The 16,268-nt window shown below is 41.7% G+C and carries 17 protein-coding genes and 1 pseudogene; 2 read left to right on the top strand and 16 right to left on the bottom strand.

Translation table 11 applies throughout. The features are described from left to right. Positions 1 to 141 precede the first annotated feature (141 nt). The 8 genes from ACR65H_RS03145 to rpsF form a co-directional block, all read right to left on the bottom strand. A complete protein-coding gene (locus tag ACR65H_RS03145) occupies positions 142 to 1,605 on the bottom strand; it encodes a peptidoglycan DD-metalloendopeptidase family protein (protein ID WP_440498616.1) in 1,464 nt (487 codons plus the stop codon). A 269-nt stretch (positions 1,606 to 1,874) separates the two neighbouring features. Continuing rightward, entirely contained in the window at positions 1,875 to 3,230 is a 1,356-nt protein-coding gene (gene dnaB, locus ACR65H_RS03140) for a replicative DNA helicase (RefSeq protein WP_440498615.1), read from the bottom strand. A 15-nt stretch (positions 3,231 to 3,245) separates the two neighbouring features. After that, complete coding sequence (gene rplI, locus ACR65H_RS03135) at positions 3,246 to 3,692, bottom strand: 50S ribosomal protein L9 (protein WP_440498614.1); 447 nt, start codon at positions 3,690 to 3,692, stop codon at positions 3,246 to 3,248. Between the two features lie 2 nt (positions 3,693 to 3,694). Then, positions 3,695 to 5,662 (bottom strand): DHH family phosphoesterase, encoded by a 1,968-nt coding sequence (locus ACR65H_RS03130; RefSeq protein WP_440498613.1) that lies wholly within the window; start codon positions 5,660 to 5,662, stop codon positions 3,695 to 3,697. A gap of 12 nt (positions 5,663 to 5,674) precedes the next feature. Next, positions 5,675 to 6,616: a YybS family protein gene (locus tag ACR65H_RS03125; protein WP_440498612.1), complete on the bottom strand. Its 942-nt coding sequence runs from the start codon at positions 6,614 to 6,616 to the stop codon at positions 5,675 to 5,677. A 222-nt stretch (positions 6,617 to 6,838) separates the two neighbouring features. Next, entirely contained in the window at positions 6,839 to 7,075 is a 237-nt protein-coding gene (rpsR, locus tag ACR65H_RS03120; RefSeq protein WP_060204561.1) for a 30S ribosomal protein S18, read from the bottom strand. Positions 7,076 to 7,119: 44 nt separating this feature from the next. Continuing rightward, the gene (ssb, locus tag ACR65H_RS03115; protein WP_440498611.1) at positions 7,120 to 7,632 is read right to left on the bottom strand and encodes a single-stranded DNA-binding protein; all 513 of its coding nucleotides are present in this window, start codon (positions 7,630 to 7,632) and stop codon (positions 7,120 to 7,122) included. A gap of 72 nt (positions 7,633 to 7,704) precedes the next feature. Then, the gene (gene rpsF, locus ACR65H_RS03110) at positions 7,705 to 7,992 is read right to left on the bottom strand and encodes a 30S ribosomal protein S6 (protein ID WP_432362740.1); all 288 of its coding nucleotides are present in this window, start codon (positions 7,990 to 7,992) and stop codon (positions 7,705 to 7,707) included. A gap of 335 nt (positions 7,993 to 8,327) precedes the next feature. Between rpsF and ACR65H_RS03105 the strand changes: the two genes are divergently transcribed. After that, complete coding sequence (locus ACR65H_RS03105; protein ID WP_440498610.1) at positions 8,328 to 8,888, top strand: DUF3267 domain-containing protein; 561 nt, start codon at positions 8,328 to 8,330, stop codon at positions 8,886 to 8,888. 45 nt (positions 8,889 to 8,933) lie between these two features. Here ACR65H_RS03105 and ychF read toward each other — a convergent pair whose 3' ends face one another. The 3 genes from ychF to ACR65H_RS03090 form a co-directional block, all read right to left on the bottom strand. Beyond that, complete coding sequence (gene ychF, locus ACR65H_RS03100; RefSeq protein ID WP_440498609.1) at positions 8,934 to 10,034, bottom strand: redox-regulated ATPase YchF; 1,101 nt, start codon at positions 10,032 to 10,034, stop codon at positions 8,934 to 8,936. A gap of 81 nt (positions 10,035 to 10,115) precedes the next feature. Next, positions 10,116 to 10,319 carry a DUF951 domain-containing protein gene (locus ACR65H_RS03095; RefSeq protein WP_440498608.1) on the bottom strand — a complete coding sequence of 68 codons (204 nt, stop codon included), beginning with the start codon at positions 10,317 to 10,319 and terminating at the stop codon, positions 10,116 to 10,118. A gap of 26 nt (positions 10,320 to 10,345) precedes the next feature. After that, a complete protein-coding gene (locus ACR65H_RS03090; protein ID WP_440498607.1) occupies positions 10,346 to 11,239 on the bottom strand; it encodes a mechanosensitive ion channel family protein in 894 nt (297 codons plus the stop codon). Positions 11,240 to 11,333: 94 nt separating this feature from the next. Here ACR65H_RS03090 and yyaC point away from each other — a divergent pair, with 94 nt between their 5' ends. Continuing rightward, positions 11,334 to 11,912 carry a spore protease YyaC gene (yyaC, locus tag ACR65H_RS03085; RefSeq protein ID WP_440498606.1) on the top strand — a complete coding sequence of 193 codons (579 nt, stop codon included), beginning with the start codon at positions 11,334 to 11,336 and terminating at the stop codon, positions 11,910 to 11,912. Here yyaC and ACR65H_RS03080 read toward each other — a convergent pair. From ACR65H_RS03080 to rsmG, 5 genes and pseudogenes are all read right to left on the bottom strand, one after another. Further along, a complete protein-coding gene (locus ACR65H_RS03080; protein ID WP_440498605.1) occupies positions 11,881 to 12,588 on the bottom strand; it encodes a DUF554 domain-containing protein in 708 nt (235 codons plus the stop codon). The two genes, yyaC and ACR65H_RS03080, sit on opposite strands and share 32 nt — an antisense overlap. 63 nt (positions 12,589 to 12,651) lie before the next feature. Beyond that, positions 12,652 to 13,488 carry a ParB/RepB/Spo0J family partition protein gene (locus ACR65H_RS03075; RefSeq protein WP_440498604.1) on the bottom strand — a complete coding sequence of 279 codons (837 nt, stop codon included), beginning with the start codon at positions 13,486 to 13,488 and terminating at the stop codon, positions 12,652 to 12,654. Continuing rightward, positions 13,481 to 14,241: pseudogene (locus ACR65H_RS03070) on the bottom strand (ParA family protein). The gene ACR65H_RS03075 and the pseudogene ACR65H_RS03070 overlap by 8 nt, the downstream one beginning before the upstream one ends. A 190-nt stretch (positions 14,242 to 14,431) precedes the next feature. After that, the gene (noc, locus tag ACR65H_RS03065) at positions 14,432 to 15,292 is read right to left on the bottom strand and encodes a nucleoid occlusion protein (protein WP_440498603.1); all 861 of its coding nucleotides are present in this window, start codon (positions 15,290 to 15,292) and stop codon (positions 14,432 to 14,434) included. 245 nt (positions 15,293 to 15,537) lie between these two features. Continuing rightward, positions 15,538 to 16,254 carry a 16S rRNA (guanine(527)-N(7))-methyltransferase RsmG gene (gene rsmG, locus ACR65H_RS03060; protein ID WP_440498602.1) on the bottom strand — a complete coding sequence of 239 codons (717 nt, stop codon included), beginning with the start codon at positions 16,252 to 16,254 and terminating at the stop codon, positions 15,538 to 15,540. Positions 16,255 to 16,268 lie beyond the last annotated feature (14 nt).

The following is a 16,268-nucleotide window of genomic DNA, read 5'->3' as shown; positions in this document are numbered from 1 at the left end:
TAACTTGCAACTTGCATTGATCGATTGTACGGCATTCATTATATATTCTATCTCTTCCGCGATAAACCTTCTGCTCTAGCCTGTACAAAATTAGAAAAAGAGACGGCAACAGAATACTGTAGCGTCTCCATTCCTTACTCTTTATCTTAACACACTCAAAGGATTGATATTGGAACCGTTCTTGAACACTTCAAAATGCAAATGCATGCCTGTAGATCGCCCTGTAGATCCCATGACACCGATTTTAGAGCCTTGCGGTACTGTTTGTCCCACTTTAACTTCGATCGACGACAGATGGGCGTATAACGTCTTATAACCATTGTTATGCGTAATGATAATACGGTTTCCGTATGTACCATGATGACCGACGTCCGTTACGACTCCATTATCTGAAGCAAAAATTGAACGTGATGATGGACGTGCGATGTCAATGCCTTGGTGCACCCTGCCCCATCGTTTCCCCATTTGGCTCGATACATATCCGCCGTCAGCCGGCCACTTGAAGGTTCCTGTTCCACGTGAAGGGATCACTTTTGTACCGACGACTGTCACTTCATGGACAGGTTCTTCCAGTACATGTTCCTCTGCAACGGATTTTCCAACAACTTTCCCATTCTTTTTACGGATCAAGTGCGTGACAGACTTCTTGCCATCCGTTCCTTTTTGCTTAATTTTCTTTTCACCTTTAAATTCCGATTCATCTTTCTCGGTGAGTTTCTTGAACTGAATCGGGGCTATCTCTTTAGATTCATAGTGTGCTTCCACTTCTATGTAAGGTTCGAGAGCCGTCACGTTAAGCTCTTGTCCAATTTGAAGAACTGTATCTTCTGTAATCCCCGGATTGATTTCCATCAGTTTTGATGTCGACATATTGTGCGCACTCGCGATTTTCCCTAATACGTCACCTTCCTGGATTGCGTATTTCTTCTCTTCCAATGTGCCTTTATTCAACAAGGACATTGCCTCTTCTACGCTTCGTACTTCATCAGGTGCCGTTTGTCCTTCAGTCGCCTGTATACTCGCACTGAATTGAATGTTCGCGAGTCTTGTTTCATTTTCCTTTAACGGTGGTAAAGGTTCAGTAGATTGTTGGCGGGCTTCGAATTCTGCAAGCTCCTCTTCGGTAACTGTTTGCAATGTCAGCTCTTGGATCACTTCTTCATAATCGGCCATGTCTTTGACGAAGAATGCAGTCTCTTCATCAATTTGGACACCGATCGCTTCCGCCTCCACGGTAAGCATGTCCTGAAGTTTTTCGAGGATCTGTTCATCGTCTGTTCCTACCGTAAAGACTTTTTCCGGAACGACAGACAATTCAGTTCCGATGGTCAATGGGAGACCTTCATATTCGGAGGCCGCTTTTTCCAATTCCTCTTGTTTGAGCTGTTCGATCTTTTTCTCATCGGATACCATTCCTACATAATTTTTGTCCGAGTAAACATGGTATATGGTATGGATTGTTGAGTTTTCCTCTTTTGCTAGGGCAAAACCAGAACTGATGCCTGCCCCAGTAAGCAGCATCGTAATGATGCCTACCTTTTGGACTTTTTTATATATGTTACTTCTATTCTTTTGTTCGTTCATACTGTCTTTCTTGAAAAACATCGTTTCGTACTCCCTCCGACTGGCAACTGCTACAAGAAGCCTATCATCCTGAAAGATTTTTACGCTTCTTCAATTTATCATATCTGCTAAGTTGCTTGTGAATTTACAAGCATTTGTAATGAACTTGTAGTATTGCAACCAATTATTCCTTATTTCTTTCCAATTGTTAGTAATAAATAAGGAGTTGCTACTTCGCGATAATAGTCCTATATATGCCAAAAAACCTTGATTCACCATTGTTAGGTGAATCAAGGCTTTTTCTGTATCTATTACTGATAGGATGGAGCTTCGTGTTGGCTCCAGTCAATGTTGAGGAACTTATTGAATTCCTTCGCAAAAGCTAAGGTGACTGTACCGGTTGGGCCGTTCCGCTGCTTCGCTATAATAATCTCGATCATATTCTGGTTCTCTGTTTCTTTATCATAGTAATCTTCCCGATAAAGGAAAGAGACGATATCCGCATCTTGCTCGATACTTCCTGATTCCCTCAAGTCGGACATCATCGGCCGCTTGTCTTGACGTTGTTCTACGCCACGGGAAAGCTGGGAGAGCGCGATGACTGGAATTTTCAATTCACGCGCCAGCGCTTTTAAAGAACGAGAGATTTCGGATACTTCCTGTTGGCGGTTCTCACCAGAACGGCCGCTTCCCATAATGAGCTGCAAATAATCGATCATGATCATGCCCAGACCATGCTCCTGCTGGAGACGGCGGCATTTAGAACGGATTTCGTTAATTCGGATGCCGGGTGAGTCGTCAATGAAGATACCGGCATTGGATAGACTTCCCATTGCCATCGTCAGTTTCCGCCAATCCTCAGCTTCCAAATTCCCTGTCCGCATCACTTGCGCATCAATATTCCCTTCCGCGCAAAGCATACGCATGACGAGTTGTTCCGCGCCCATCTCCAAACTGAAAATCGCGACGTTTTCTCCCGCCTTCGTCGCAACGTTTTGCGCCACGTTTAGGGCGAACGCCGTTTTACCAACGGAAGGACGGGCCGCTACAATAATGAGGTCATTTCGCTGAAATCCAGCCGTAATTTTGTCGAGGTCACGGAATCCAGTTGGAATACCTGTCACTTCTCCTTTTCTCGTATGGAGAATCTCGATATTGTCATATGTTTCCACAAGTACATCTTTAATGTGCTTGAAATCACCGGCATTTTTCCTACTGGATACTTCCATGATCCTTTTTTCTGCTTCGGAAAGGACCGCTTCGACTTCATCCTCTTTCGTAAAACCTTCTTCGACAATATTGGTTGCTACGCGGATGAGTCGTCTCAGAAGCGACTTCTCTTCGACTATCTTGGCATAATACTCGATATTCGCTGCTGTCGGGACAGCATTTGCAACTTCGGTTAAATATGAAATACCACCGACGTCTTCCAATTCCTTCTTCGCGGAAAGCTCTTCTGTTACCGTAACGACGTCAATCGGTTGTCCCCTATCGCTCAGGATCTGCATTGTGTCGAATATTTTTTCATGAGCTGTTCTGTAAAAGTCTTCGGGACGAAGAATCTCTGAAGCAGTGATTAATGCTTCAGGCTGTAAGAAAATCGCTCCAATGACTGATTGTTCGGCTTCGTTATTATGCGGGGGGACACGATCATACATCTGGTCCATCTTTATCGCTCCCTATCATTCTTCAGTTACATGGACTTTAAGCGTAGCTGTAACTTCTGGGTGCAGTTTGATCGGCACATTTGTATATCCGAGCGCCCGTATCGCATCAGGCAGTTCCATCTTACGGCGATCCACTTTGATTTTATGAGTTTTCTCAAGAGCATCGGCAATCTGCTTAGTCGTAATCGATCCGAATAGACGTCCGCCTTCGCCGGATTTCGCTTTCATTTCCACAGTTTTCTCGTCAATAACTTCTTTTAGTTTTTTAGCTTCAGCCAATTCTGCCGCCGCGTCTTTTTGAGCACGCTTTTTCTGACCTTCGAGTTGGCTTAAGTTTGCAGGTGTCGCTTCAATAGCCAATTTGTTTTTCAACAGGTAGTTTTGTGCATAGCCTACAGAGACTTCCTTCACTTCGCCTTTTTTACCTTTGCCTTTAACGTCTTTCAAAAAAATAACTTTCATCGTCAATTTCCCCTTTCCAATTTATCTTCTATAGCGGATTTCAATAAATGAACCGCTTCTTCTATCGTTTCCACTTCAAGCTGGCAAGCTGCATTCGTCAAATGCCCGCCGCCTCCAAGCTCCTCCATGACGAGCTGTACATTCAGCTCTCCAAGTGATCTTGCACTAATTCCAATTTTCCCATCCGAACGAGAAGCGATGACAAACGAGGCGATGACTCCTTGCATCGTCAGAAGGATGTCAGCAGTCTGTGCAATCAGCACCGAGCTATAGATGATGCCTTCTTCACCTTTTGCAATCGCGATGCCTGAAGAAGTAAGCTCAACCGTTTCAATCAATTTCGACCGCTGGATGTAGGTGTCGATATCTTCCTTCAGCAGCCTCTGCACTAATACTGTATCGGCACCATTTGTCCGTAAATAGGAAGCCGCCTCGAACGTCCTCGACCCTGTTCGCAATGTAAAACTTTTCGTATCAACGACTATTCCTGCTAGCAGGGCAGTTGACTCAAGCATCGTCAGTTTTTCATGCTTTGGCTGGTATTCTACAAGCTCTGTAACAAGCTCGGCTGTAGAAGATGCGTACGGTTCCATATAGACGAGCATCGTGTTATTAATGAACTCCTCACCACGTCTATGATGGTCGATAACGACAACCTTTTCGGCTTTTTCGATCAACCGCTCATCAATGACCATACTCGGCTTATGCGTATCAACGATCACAAGAAGGGATTTTTCGGTCAACATCAATAATGCTGTTTCTGGATCGACAAATTGAGAAAAAAGTTCTTCATCCCTTTTGATTTCTTCCATTAGGCGAGTCACACTTGCATCCAATTCATCAAAATTAAGGACGACATGACCTTCCAAATTGTTCATCCTTGCCATCTTCCGCACTCCAATGGAAGCACCAATCGCGTCCATATCCGGCATCTTATGGCCCATAATAAGAACTTTATCACTGCCTTGAATCAAATCTCGTAAAGCATGCGAGATGACCCTAGCACGTACACGGGTCCTCTTTTCCACCGGATTTGTCTTGCCTCCGAAAAATTTAAGTTTACCGTCTTTGTGCTTAATGGCGACCTGATCGCCTCCGCGTCCGAGCACAAGATCCAAACTCGATTGCGCCAGCTCTCCAAGCTCTGTCAGTGAGGCGGAGCCAGTACCGACACCTATGCTAAGTGTCAAGCTTGCATTCTGCTTTGCGGTCCTTTCTCGTATATCATCCAATATCGTAAATTTCGCCGTTTCCAAATTGGAAAGGATTGCTTCATTGAATACTGCCAAGAAACGATCAGATGCAATCCTTTTTACAAAAATACCGTTATCCATCGCCCATTGATTCACGAGTGATGTAACAAGTGAATTAAGATTGCTTCGTGTCTGGTCATCCATCGTCTGGGCTAGCTCGTCATAATTGTCGATGAGCATAACTCCGAGTACAGTACGGTCTTGGTAATAAAGCGATTCGATTTCTACTTTTTCAGTGACATCGAATAAGTAAATCAGTTTTTCCTCAGCCCTGTAAATGACTTGATAAGTGGAACCTCCGAATTTCAAAGTCGTCTTTTGCTCATCATTTTTAAGAACGGATTGAAATGTATCAGATAGCTGAAACAATTCCTCTCCAATCAACGTCTCTTTATCAAAGATATTGACAGCATAGGGATTTGCCCATTCAATGATCTGTTTTTCATTAAAAAGGATAATGGCGATCGGCAATTCGAGCAATGCCTCTTCCCCGACCTTTTTCAGCCGGTAGGATAGAGATTCGATATGCTTCTCTGTTTCCACATATGTCTGCTCTTCAAGCTTCCAGGCGATGCCTATGGCTATTGTAAAAGGAATCGTAAATAAAAGGCCACCCCAGAAGTTTGAAAGTAACAAAAGGACGGCCGCTATCAATCCAAGGAGAGATATGACAGTCAGTGGATATCGGATAACTCTTCTTCTATAAAATGACCTCATTGTCTCATCCCCTTACTTCAAGTTGTCTTTTCCGATCCAAGCACGGATATTCACGCCTATATCAAGTATGCCAAGAAGTGTGGTTATTGGACTGAAAAGCAATGCAAAAATCGTAGCGAACACCGTGGCAACTGTCGGCAGTTTCATTTTGTACATGAAGTATTGAACTAATGCCAGCCCTTGTAATAGCAAAAGGACACGCAATATGATCGTCGCATTGACATATAGCAAAAAAGCCGAGGATTCAGGTTTCAAATCCATTATATAAGGGAGCAGAATAATGAGCCCATAGATGAAAATGGTAATGACGGGCAGTTTCATTTCCCTGAATGGCGAAAATTTAGGTACTGGATGACCAAGTCTCCTCAGTACTTCGAAATTTGGAATGACCATGATGAACGCAAACATATACACCGATAGAATAAAAATGGCAGGAATAGCAGATCGATACATCGTAAATGCTTCTTCCACTATTTTTTCATAGCTTTCCGGCAATGCACCAAAATTTGCGAGAGATGCCTTGAATTGCATTTCCATCTCTTTCAGCATAGCCATCAGACTATCAATAGCATTAATTTCGAAAACAAGTGCAACTATCAGATAAACCAATACGCCTGTCAGGATGAAAAAGAGTCCTGTTGCCATGAACGTGTAAAGCTTTGATTTTCCTAGAAGCACCGATTCCGCGATCAGAAAGCCGAGCAATCCAAATACCACGGCAAAAGGCACTAATAAAATGCCCCCGACGACGAGGGACAAAATACTGCCTGCAAGTGCAACGAAAATCGTCGAGCTCCTATCATAACGAAGCCGATAAAGGATAATCGGCAACGGGATGAAAATCAGTATGATGCTTCCGAGAAGAGGGATATATAGAGCACCCGCCAGCAGAATCGTGAACAATGCGAGCATCATCGCACCGTATGTTATTTTTCGAGATTGGTCCTGCATCATTCAGTTCCTCCGTCCAGTCAATGGACTTAGTATTGTCTAACTCCTCATATGTAATGAGTCCTTATAATTGTATCATGATTACTACCGATTAACCAAAGGACAGAACGGATCCCCTACATTGAATAAAATGTATATTTCCCAGGAAACGCATAAATTGCCCAATAAAAAAACCACCTTGGGACCGGGAATGCCGGTATCACAAGGCGGTTTTAAAAAGTATAATTATCTTTCTTCCGAAACGAACGGAAGAAGTGCCATAATACGAGCACGTTTAATAGCAGACGTTAATTTACGTTGATATTTTGCGCTTGTACCAGTTACACGGCGAGGCAAGATTTTTCCACGTTCAGAAACGAATTTCTTAAGTAGATCAGTATCTTTGTAATCGATATGTGTAATATTATTCGATGTAAAATAGCAGACCTTACGACGTCTGCGACCTCCACGGCGTGGTGCCATATCGCTTTCCCTCCTTACTTGACTACGTTACTGGCAATCATTCATCAGAACGGCAAATCGTCATCCGACACTTCAATCGGCCCGCTGCCCATCGAGAATGGATCATTGTCAGTACGTGTATAATTTTGTTGTTGTGCTGGTTGTTGATATTGCTGGTTCGGCTGCTGATTCTGATAATAAGGTTGTTCGTTCTGTGGTGCTCCACCATAAGCAGCTCCAGATCTCTCAGCATTTGCACTGCGTGGCTCAAGGAACTGCACGCTGTCCGCTACGACTTCTGTCATGAAGACACGTTTGCCGTCTTGTCCATCGAAGCTGCTCGTTTGGATACGACCTTCGATACCAGCAAGACTTCCTTTACGTAAAAAGTTCGCAGTGTTTTCCGCCTGTTTTCTCCAAGTGACACAGTTGATGAAATCAGCTTCACGCTCGCCTGACTGGCTTGAGAATGTCCGATTCACTGCTAGCGTAAAGCGCGTTACCGCGATTCCGCTCTGTGTGTACTTGAGTTCAGGATCTTTTGTCAATCGGCCAACTAAAACGACACGGTTAATCATCAGAATGCAACCTCCCTCATCATTTTCAAGTTTCACCTTTTAACAAGGTACTGCATTTCGTTCTTATATGGATTAGTTGTCGAGACGAACAGCCATATGACGAATGATATCTTCATTGATGTTCGCAAGACGTGTAAATTCATCGATTGCTTCAATACCTGCGTTAGCTGTCACCAATTGGTAGTAGCCTTCACGCAAGTCGTCGATTTCGTATGCAAGACGACGCTTGCCCCACTCTTTCGACTCGATGATTTCCGCTCCGTTAGAAGTAAGGATGTCATCGAAACGTGTGATCAATGCTTTTTTCGCTTCATCTTCCAATGTTGGACGGATGATGTACATAATTTCGTACTTTCTCATCTTTAGTCACCTCCTTATGGACTTTGGCCCACTTGTTACGGCGGGCAAGGAGTAAGTAATTTTTATTACTCACATCATCATATTTTAACATGATGTCTGTAGACAATCAACTATTAAATATGAATAAGATATGAGCAGTTGCTTTCCGTTCCAGCGCTCGCTTTCCGTGGGCGTCGCCTCAGTCTCCTCGTCCGCTCATTCTTCGCTTCCTGCGGGGTCTTCGACTGACGCTTTTCCCACAGGAGTCTCGCGCTTCCACTCCAAGCCTCTGCAGCTTATTAAATGGCAAGTAAAGCTAAATAAATTGTGTATAATTATAATGAGGGGTGATTTAATTGGATAATTCATCCGAGCCGGATAAAATCATTGAGATTGATTTGCCTAAGGTGGCGAAGCGGGGATTAATGCTAACTTTTTTGAGTCTTATTGGATTGATCATTTTAAGGATGTTGATTGAGGGGGAATTTACTTTCTCAATCAACATTTGGAGTGTTTTGTTTTTTGTAGTTGGTTATGTAGTTTTGATTGTCCTTCATGAGCTTTTTCATCTGCTTGGTTTCCGGGTGTTTGGCAAGGTGCCTTGGAAGAGCATGGTTGTTGGGATGAATCTCAAGTTGGGGATTGCTTATGCTACGACGGATCGCCTAATGACGAACAAGGCTATCCGGAAAGCGTTATTGCTTCCTTTTTGGACGACTGGTGTAGTGCCTGCCATTATTGGACTGGCATTCGGAAATGGAATCTGGCTGACTTTGGCCGCTTTTCTGATAGGTGGTGCTGCTGGTGATTTCGCCATGCATAAGGAATTGAAAAAACTTCCGGATGATTGGCTTGTGAAAGACGATCCCGAGGAGCCAAAGTTGTACTTATTTGAGCCAGGACGCAATATACAGTAAAACAACCGGAAAAGGATATCCCTTCTCCGGTTGTTTTTCATTTGCTTACACGTTAAATCTAAACAACATAACGTCCCCGTCTTGGACGATGTATTCTTTTCCTTCAAGACGGACTTTGCCTGCTTCTTTTGCAGCTGCCATAGATCCGGCTTCCACAAGTGCATCATACGAAACAGTTTCTGCACGGATGAAACCACGTTCGAAGTCCGTATGGATAACGCCCGCACATTGGGGTGCTTTCATCCCTTTTCGGAATGTCCATGCACGGACTTCTTGAACGCCTGCCGTGAAGTATGTCGCAAGTCCCAACAAATGATATGAAGCTTTGATCAGTTGATCAAGACCGGATTCCTTGATGCCTAGTTCTTCTAGGAACATAGCCTTTTCTTCATCATCAAGTTCAGCCATTTCTTCCTCAACTTTTGCACTGACTACAATTACTTCGGCATTGTCCTTCTTGGCAAAGTCGCGAACCATTTTGACATATTCGTTCTCTTCCGCATTCGCAATTTCATCTTCTGAAACGTTTGCAACGTAAAGCATCGGCTTGATTGTAAGTAGGTGCATCCCTTTAATAAGTTGAAATTCTTCCGGTGTCAGTTCGACGGAACGGGCAGGCTTTTCATTCTCGAATGCTTCTTTCAGTTTAAGCAACACAGGCTCTTCAGCCATCGAATCTTTGTCTTTCTGCTTCGCCATTTTGGATACGCGTGTTAAACGCTTGTCCACGCTTTCCATGTCAGCGAGGATGAGTTCCAAGTTGATGACTTCGATGTCGTCAATTGGATTCACCTTTCCAGATACGTGTGTAATATTTTCATCGTCGAAGCAACGAACAACTTGACAAATCGCATCAACCTCACGGATATGAGATAGGAACTTATTTCCTAACCCTTCTCCTTTGCTCGCCCCTTCTACAATTCCTGCGATATCTGTAAATTCAAAAGCTGTCGGTACTGTCTTTTTCGGTACAACAAGCTCCGTCAATTTTTGAAGCCTTTCATCAGGCACTTCTACAATTCCAACATTTGGATCAATCGTACAGAATGGATAGTTGGCAGCTTCTGCTCCCGCCTTTGTAATTGCGTTGAATAGAGTCGACTTCCCAACGTTTGGCAAACCGACGATACCAGCTGTTAACGCCATATATTTCCCAACCTTTCATATAGGTCAATTTCATAATCATCATTGCAACTCTTCTATTATAAGAATTGTTGGCGTTCCTGTCTAATTTTGCTCAGTTTCCGCCTTAACCAGCACTTTTTTCATCTTCTTAGCAAACTCATTGCGTGGAATCATGACACTATGGCCGCATCCCTCACATTTTATCCGAATGTCGGCGCCCATCCGTATTATTTTCCATGCATTCGTTCCACATGGATGCGGTTTTTTCATTTCCACAACATCTTTCAATTGAAACTCTTTTTCCACTTACCATTTCACTCCTTCCCTTTTCTTTACGCGTTATTGAATGATTTTGAAACAAGGGTAGGATATGGGATTTCCATTCCTTCCCTTTCCAAATGCTTTTTGATCCCCATGCTTATGTTTCTCGCAATATCGAAATGACGCATTGGCAGCGTTTCGACGATAATTCTTTCAATGACGGCATCCTCTGTAAAGTCATGCGCTCCAATCAATTTCGGTTTTCCTAGTAAGTCCAGATTGTCTTTGCTCATTGATTCGAGATATGCATCAATCGACTTTTCTACTTTCTCAATGCCAAGTTCAAATGGAATAGTGACATCTACAATGGCCAAAGAGTTTTTCAATGAATAATTGATGACTTGAGCAATTGTTCCATTCGGTAAAATGAAAAGCTCACCTGTGAAGTTTTTGATTTTCGTTGTCCGCAGTCCGATCTCTTCCACAGTACCTTCTGCAGTGCCAATTTTGACGTAATCACCAACAGAAAACTGATCTTCAAAAAGGATGAAAAATCCTGAGATGACATCTTTCACGAGGCTCTGTGCGCCAAAGCCAACAGCTAGTCCTAGTACCCCTGCTCCAGCAAGAAGTCCCTTCACATCAATATTAAACTCTTGAAGAATTGCCAAAATTGCGGAAAAAGAAATTACATAACTGAGCGTGTTCTCGAGCAGTTTAAGCAATGTCTGTTCCCGACGCTCTTCTTTTCGAATGGGACCTTTTAACTTGATCTTAAAAATCCTTCGAATAATATACTTGCCAACATGGATGACAAGTACAGAGATGGCGATGATAAAGACAATTTTAATGAAGAGCTCTATAAAAGAAAACCATGTATCTTCAGAGAATATGAACTTACGAACTTTCTCTGACTCCTCGTCAAATAATAGTTTCCTTATAAGTTCTTTTAGCGATTCTGTCATCCGCATCATACCTTTCCGTATAAATCCTCATGTAGCGGCGTATACTTCTACACAATCAATTAATGGAATACTAAATTCAGAATGGAGTTTTGTCATGCACACAGCACTTTCTACTGATTATGATTATCGTATTCATTATAATGAAACAGGTGCTGTTTGGAAGCTCAGCACATATTTTCTTGAACATCTTCCTTTTCATCAAGACTCTTTAACTTTCTTTTGCATTGGAACTGATCGATCTACGGGTGATGCATTAGGTCCGTTAACTGGTTCTCATTTGTCAGAATCTTTACTTTTTCCATTTCAAGTTGTCGGAACACTAGAAAAGCCATTGCATGCTCTTAATTTACAACAACAATTAGATGAGCGCTTAGCGATGAACCCCTCCCCTTACATCGTTGCAATTGATGCATGTTTAGGAAGAAGCGATTCCATCGGTCATTTACTTTTCAATCAAGGACCTCTCTATCCTGGCAAAGCGGTTGGAAAAGAGTTGCCTCCAGTAGGTAATTTGTCTATCAAAGGAGTTGTCAATATATCTGGATTTATGGAACAGGCTGTCCTGCAAAGCACAAGATTGCATCTTCCATTTGAGATGAGCCGAATCATTTCCCGTTCCCTTCAACTAGCCTACGGTCGTTTTAAAACAGGAAATGAACGATTGTTACAATGATGCCAACGATGACGATTCCCGGAATAAGATTTGCCACCCGGATTTTTGTAATCCCAATTAGGTTCAATCCAATTCCAATAATCATTAAACCGCCTGTAGCAGTCACTTCGGAAATGAAAAATTGTAACAACTCATCTGGAATAAAGCGGCTAATTTGCGTTGAAAATACTGTAATAAGACCTTGGTAAAAGAATACTGGAACTGCCGCAATCATAACGCCGATACCAAGTGTGGAACTAAGAATGACAGAGGTAAATCCATCAATTATCCCCTTCATGATCAATACATCATGGTCATTGCGCAATCCGCTGTCTATCGCTCCGATAATAGCCATTGAACCGACGACGAAGATAAGAGTTGCCGTGACAAAACCTTGAGCGATACCAGGTCCTTCTTTTTTGGAAGGCAGTTTTAACTCAATCCATTTCCCCAGTGCATTGATTTTATCATCAAGATTCATCCATTCCCCAACGATTGCACCTAAAACAATGCTAATGATGACAATTAATATTTGAGTACTTTCAAATGTCATTTGGATGCCAATCGCTGCGACCGCCAAGCCGATTCCATACATAACGGTCTCTTTCATCCGTTCTGGAATGTTATATAGAAAACGGCCAAGCATAGCTCCTACTATTATTAACAAGGCGTTTATAATCGAACCGAATAAAATCATTGTTTTTCACTTCCATCTGCTAAAAATAATACCTATTTTGCGATATGCAAAATAGGTACAGGCTCATTCGTTCAATAGATCCAAGATTCTTTCAAGATCCTCTTCTGTGAAAAACTCGATCTCGATTTTACCTTTGTTTTTCGATTTCTTTATCGTCACATTTGTTCCAAAATACTCCCTTAAGTGCGACTCTTGCTCTTCTAAGAAAATGTTTTTCTTTTCTGGCTTTGTTTCACGTGGAACATCTTCGTTAATTCGATGGACTAACTTTTCCAGTTGTCGGACATTCAAGCCTTCGCTAATTGTCTTTTCAGCAATTAACAGAATTTGTTCTTTCTTCCGAAGTCCAAGTAATGTACGACCGTGTCCCATTGAAAGTTTCCCATCTGTAATCATCTTCCGCACTTTTTCAGGTAAACTTAGCAATCGGACATGGTTTGCAATATGGGGACGGCTTTTCCCTAATCGAAATGCAAGTTGCTCCTGCGTAAGACTAAGATTATCCATCAACTTTTGATATGCTTCCGCTTCCTCGATTGGCGTCAGATCTTCGCGTTGCAAGTTTTCAAGGATTGCCATTTCCATTGATTCTTCATCTGTCAGTTGGCGAACGACTGCCGGAATTTCTACTAATCCTGCCATCTTGGCTGCCCTAAAACGTCTTTCTCCTACTACAATTTCATATATCGTCCCTACTTTTCGGACAATGATCGGTTGTAAAATCCCATGTTCTTTAATTGATTCGCTTAATTCTTGAATTGCATTCTCATCAAAAATTTTCCTTGGCTGATATGGATTCACTTTAATGCTTTTCAATCGGACATTCTCGATTGACTCTGCTTTTGTCAAAGACTCATCTGGAAATAAAGCATTCAATCCTTTACCAAGACCTTTAGCCATTGTGCACCACTTCCTTTGCCAGCTCTAAATATACTTCCGCGCCCCTCGATCTTGAATCATAAATGATGATCGGCTCTCCGTGGCTTGGCGCTTCACTTAGTCGAACATTTCGTGGAATGATCGTTCCGTACACTTTATCTTGAAAATACTTCTTCACTTCTTCAATGACTTGAATTCCCAAATTTGTCCTCGCATCGAACATTGTTAATAAAACGCCATCAATTGTAAGTCCTTCATTCAAATGCTTTTGGACAAGCCTGATTGTACTAAGCAATTGGCTCAATCCTTCCAAAGCGTAATATTCACATTGGACCGGAATGATGACAGAATCTGCAGCGGTTAATGAGTTAATTGTCAATAACCCTAACGATGGCGGGCAATCAATAATAATATAATCATACAATTCTTTTGCTTCTTGAATCGCATGTTTCATTCGTACTTCCCTTGAAATGGTTGAAACTAATTCGATTTCCGCACCTGCCAATGAAATGGTTGCTGGTACGATATCGAGGTTTCCATCTTCGTATGGTGAATGACTTCCTGTATGTGGACATCATCGATTAACATATCGTAAATACATTGATGTACGTCTCCTTTATTGACCCCTACCCCGCTCGTTGCATTTCCTTGTGGATCTGCATCTATCAACAAAACCTTTTTGCCGATATGTGCAAGGCAAGCACTAAGATTTACCGAAGTGGTTGTCTTACCAACTCCTCCTTTTTGATTGGCAATGGCTATAATTTTACCCACACTTGCACCTGCTTTCTCACTCATCTATCAAAAAGTTTTCTTCAATAATGAATAGATTCATTCTTTTTCAGTTACTCTTTACTAGTTTATCAAAAAATCGTTCGTCATGGTAATGTATAGCGCAAAAAAACTCCTGCTTCAGTCAAGCAAGAGTCATCTCGCACTCATTACGAGAATACTATGTTGTTTTTTATTTCTTTTTAGGTATTTTAACAGTGATTGTGTAGAAATCCTCTGTATCTTCTTCTTCTGTTTTTACGTCAATTCCACTTTTCGTAACTAGCGCCAATGACTGCCGAATTGTATTCAATGCAATTCGTACGTCTTTGCTGACCGATTTCCTTTTGACAACTTGCTTTTTTCCCTTCTCTTCTTCAACGGGGTTCAAGGCTTGCTGAATTCTATCTTCCAATTGCTTTACATTGAGCTGTTCCTCAATCGCCATCTTGAATAGCTTATGCTGCAATTCCGCATCCTTAACAGAAATCAAAGCCCTTGCATGTCTTTCGGATATTTCCTTTGAAAGAATACTATTTTTGATATCGTCAGGTAGTTTCAATAAACGCAGCTTATTGGCAACTGTTGATTGACCCTTCCCAAGCCTTTGCGCTAAAGCTTCTTGCGTTAAACCATGCAATTCAAGTAATTTTTCATATGCATACGCTTCTTCGATTGCCGTTAATTCCTCACGCTGCAAGTTTTCAATCAAAGCAATGGAAGCTGTTTCTTTGTCATCGAGATCGCGAATGATGGCCGGTACTTCTTCCCAACCTAATTTTTTCATTGCTCGGAATCTTCGTTCACCTGCAATGATTTCATAACCATCGTCGCTTTTCCTGATAACAATCGGTTGAATGACTCCGTGTGTGTGAATTGTTCGGGCAAGTTCTTCAATTTTTTCTTCGGAAAAAATAGTACGAGGTTGATATTTATTTGGTTTAATTAAATCTATCTTTACTTGATCAACTTTCTCTTGTGGAGTTTTATCTATGTTCTGTAAATCAGGTTCTTTTTCTCCACTACCAAAAAACCGTGAAAACGTGTTTTTCATCGCCGGCACCCACCTTTACAAAACTGCTCATCGTTAATAGCTATTTCGTCATATCTATTATATATCCTCTTTATTACTTATTAAAGAGTAGAATTCTATAAGATTACAATACTATAACTTATATTACTAGTCTCTGTAATAAAAAGGTTGTGTAAAGACAGGTGCAATGTTTAAAAGAGCACCTGCCTTCCAATCTCCTTTGAACCAAAAATCAGGATAATGAGATATTGTTTCACGTGAAACAATTATTTAAGTGGTGTTTTATTTGGGATGCCGGGCTTTCGAGGGTATTTCTTAGGTGTTTTTTTCACTTTATTCAAAATGAATATATTTCTTTCACTTTCCTCCATAGGTAAACTAAAAGAAAATTTCTCGACGAGTTCAGCTCCAAGTATATTGATTGCTTTTTTTGCGTCTTGCAATTCCTCTTCCGCAGCTGCACCTTTCATGGATATGAAAATTCCTCCCTCTTTCACAAGAGGCAGACAAAGTTCCGAAAGGACAGATAAACGGGCAACGGCGCGGGCAGTTACAATATCAAATTGCTCACGGTATTTCGGATTTTGACCGAAATCTTCTGCTCTTGAATGAATGAAATGTACATTATCAAGTTCAAGTTCTTTAGCGAGTTCAGTCAAAAAGGTAATTCTTTTGTTTAGAGAGTCTACAATCGTAACGGTTACATCCGGGAAGCAGATTTTTAAAGGAATACTCGGAAATCCTGCTCCTGCCCCTACATCACAAATAGACTTATTTCCTGTCAAATCTGTGTAAAACGCTGCAGTGATGGAATCATAAAAATGTTTTAGATAAACAGATGGTGCATCCGTTATTGCCGTTAAATTCATTTTTTCATTCCACTCAACTAACATTTGGAAATATTTTCCGAATTGATGAAGCTGATGATCCGAGAGACTTATTCCCTGCTCTTTCAATGCTTCGATAAATTGTTCTTCGTTCACCTTGGATCCTCCTT

This window comes from Sporosarcina sp. SAFN-015, from assembly GCF_059415085.1.
The sequence above is the reverse complement of the archived record's forward strand: the minus strand, read 5'-3'. Positions and strand labels throughout refer to the sequence as shown.

What these genes read in the sequence shown, in the direction of transcription:
- noc (WP_440498603.1), bottom strand. Translation starts at nt 15,292, where the DNA reads ATGAAAAACACGTTTTCACGGTTTTTTGGTAGTGGAGAAAAAGAACCT.
- ACR65H_RS03075 (WP_440498604.1), bottom strand. Translation starts at nt 13,488, where the DNA reads ATGGCTAAAGGTCTTGGTAAAGGATTGAATGCTTTATTTCCAGATGAG.
- rpsF (WP_432362740.1), bottom strand. Translation starts at nt 7,992, where the DNA reads ATGAGAAAGTACGAAATTATGTACATCATCCGTCCAACATTGGAAGAT.
- ACR65H_RS03125 (WP_440498612.1), bottom strand. Translation starts at nt 6,616, where the DNA reads ATGATGCAGGACCAATCTCGAAAAATAACATACGGTGCGATGATGCTC.
- rpsR (WP_060204561.1), bottom strand. Translation starts at nt 7,075, where the DNA reads ATGGCACCACGCCGTGGAGGTCGCAGACGTCGTAAGGTCTGCTATTTT.
- ACR65H_RS03080 (WP_440498605.1), bottom strand. Translation starts at nt 12,588, where the DNA reads ATGATTTTATTCGGTTCGATTATAAACGCCTTGTTAATAATAGTAGGA.
- ACR65H_RS03145 (WP_440498616.1), bottom strand. Translation starts at nt 1,605, where the DNA reads ATGTTTTTCAAGAAAGACAGTATGAACGAACAAAAGAATAGAAGTAAC.
- ACR65H_RS03130 (WP_440498613.1), bottom strand. Translation starts at nt 5,662, where the DNA reads ATGAGGTCATTTTATAGAAGAAGAGTTATCCGATATCCACTGACTGTC.
- yyaC (WP_440498606.1), top strand. Translation starts at nt 11,334, where the DNA reads ATGCACACAGCACTTTCTACTGATTATGATTATCGTATTCATTATAAT.
- ssb (WP_440498611.1), bottom strand. Translation starts at nt 7,632, where the DNA reads ATGATTAACCGTGTCGTTTTAGTTGGCCGATTGACAAAAGATCCTGAA.
- ACR65H_RS03090 (WP_440498607.1), bottom strand. Translation starts at nt 11,239, where the DNA reads ATGACAGAATCGCTAAAAGAACTTATAAGGAAACTATTATTTGACGAG.
- ychF (WP_440498609.1), bottom strand. Translation starts at nt 10,034, where the DNA reads ATGGCGTTAACAGCTGGTATCGTCGGTTTGCCAAACGTTGGGAAGTCG.
- rplI (WP_440498614.1), bottom strand. Translation starts at nt 3,692, where the DNA reads ATGAAAGTTATTTTTTTGAAAGACGTTAAAGGCAAAGGTAAAAAAGGC.
- dnaB (WP_440498615.1), bottom strand. Translation starts at nt 3,230, where the DNA reads ATGGACCAGATGTATGATCGTGTCCCCCCGCATAATAACGAAGCCGAA.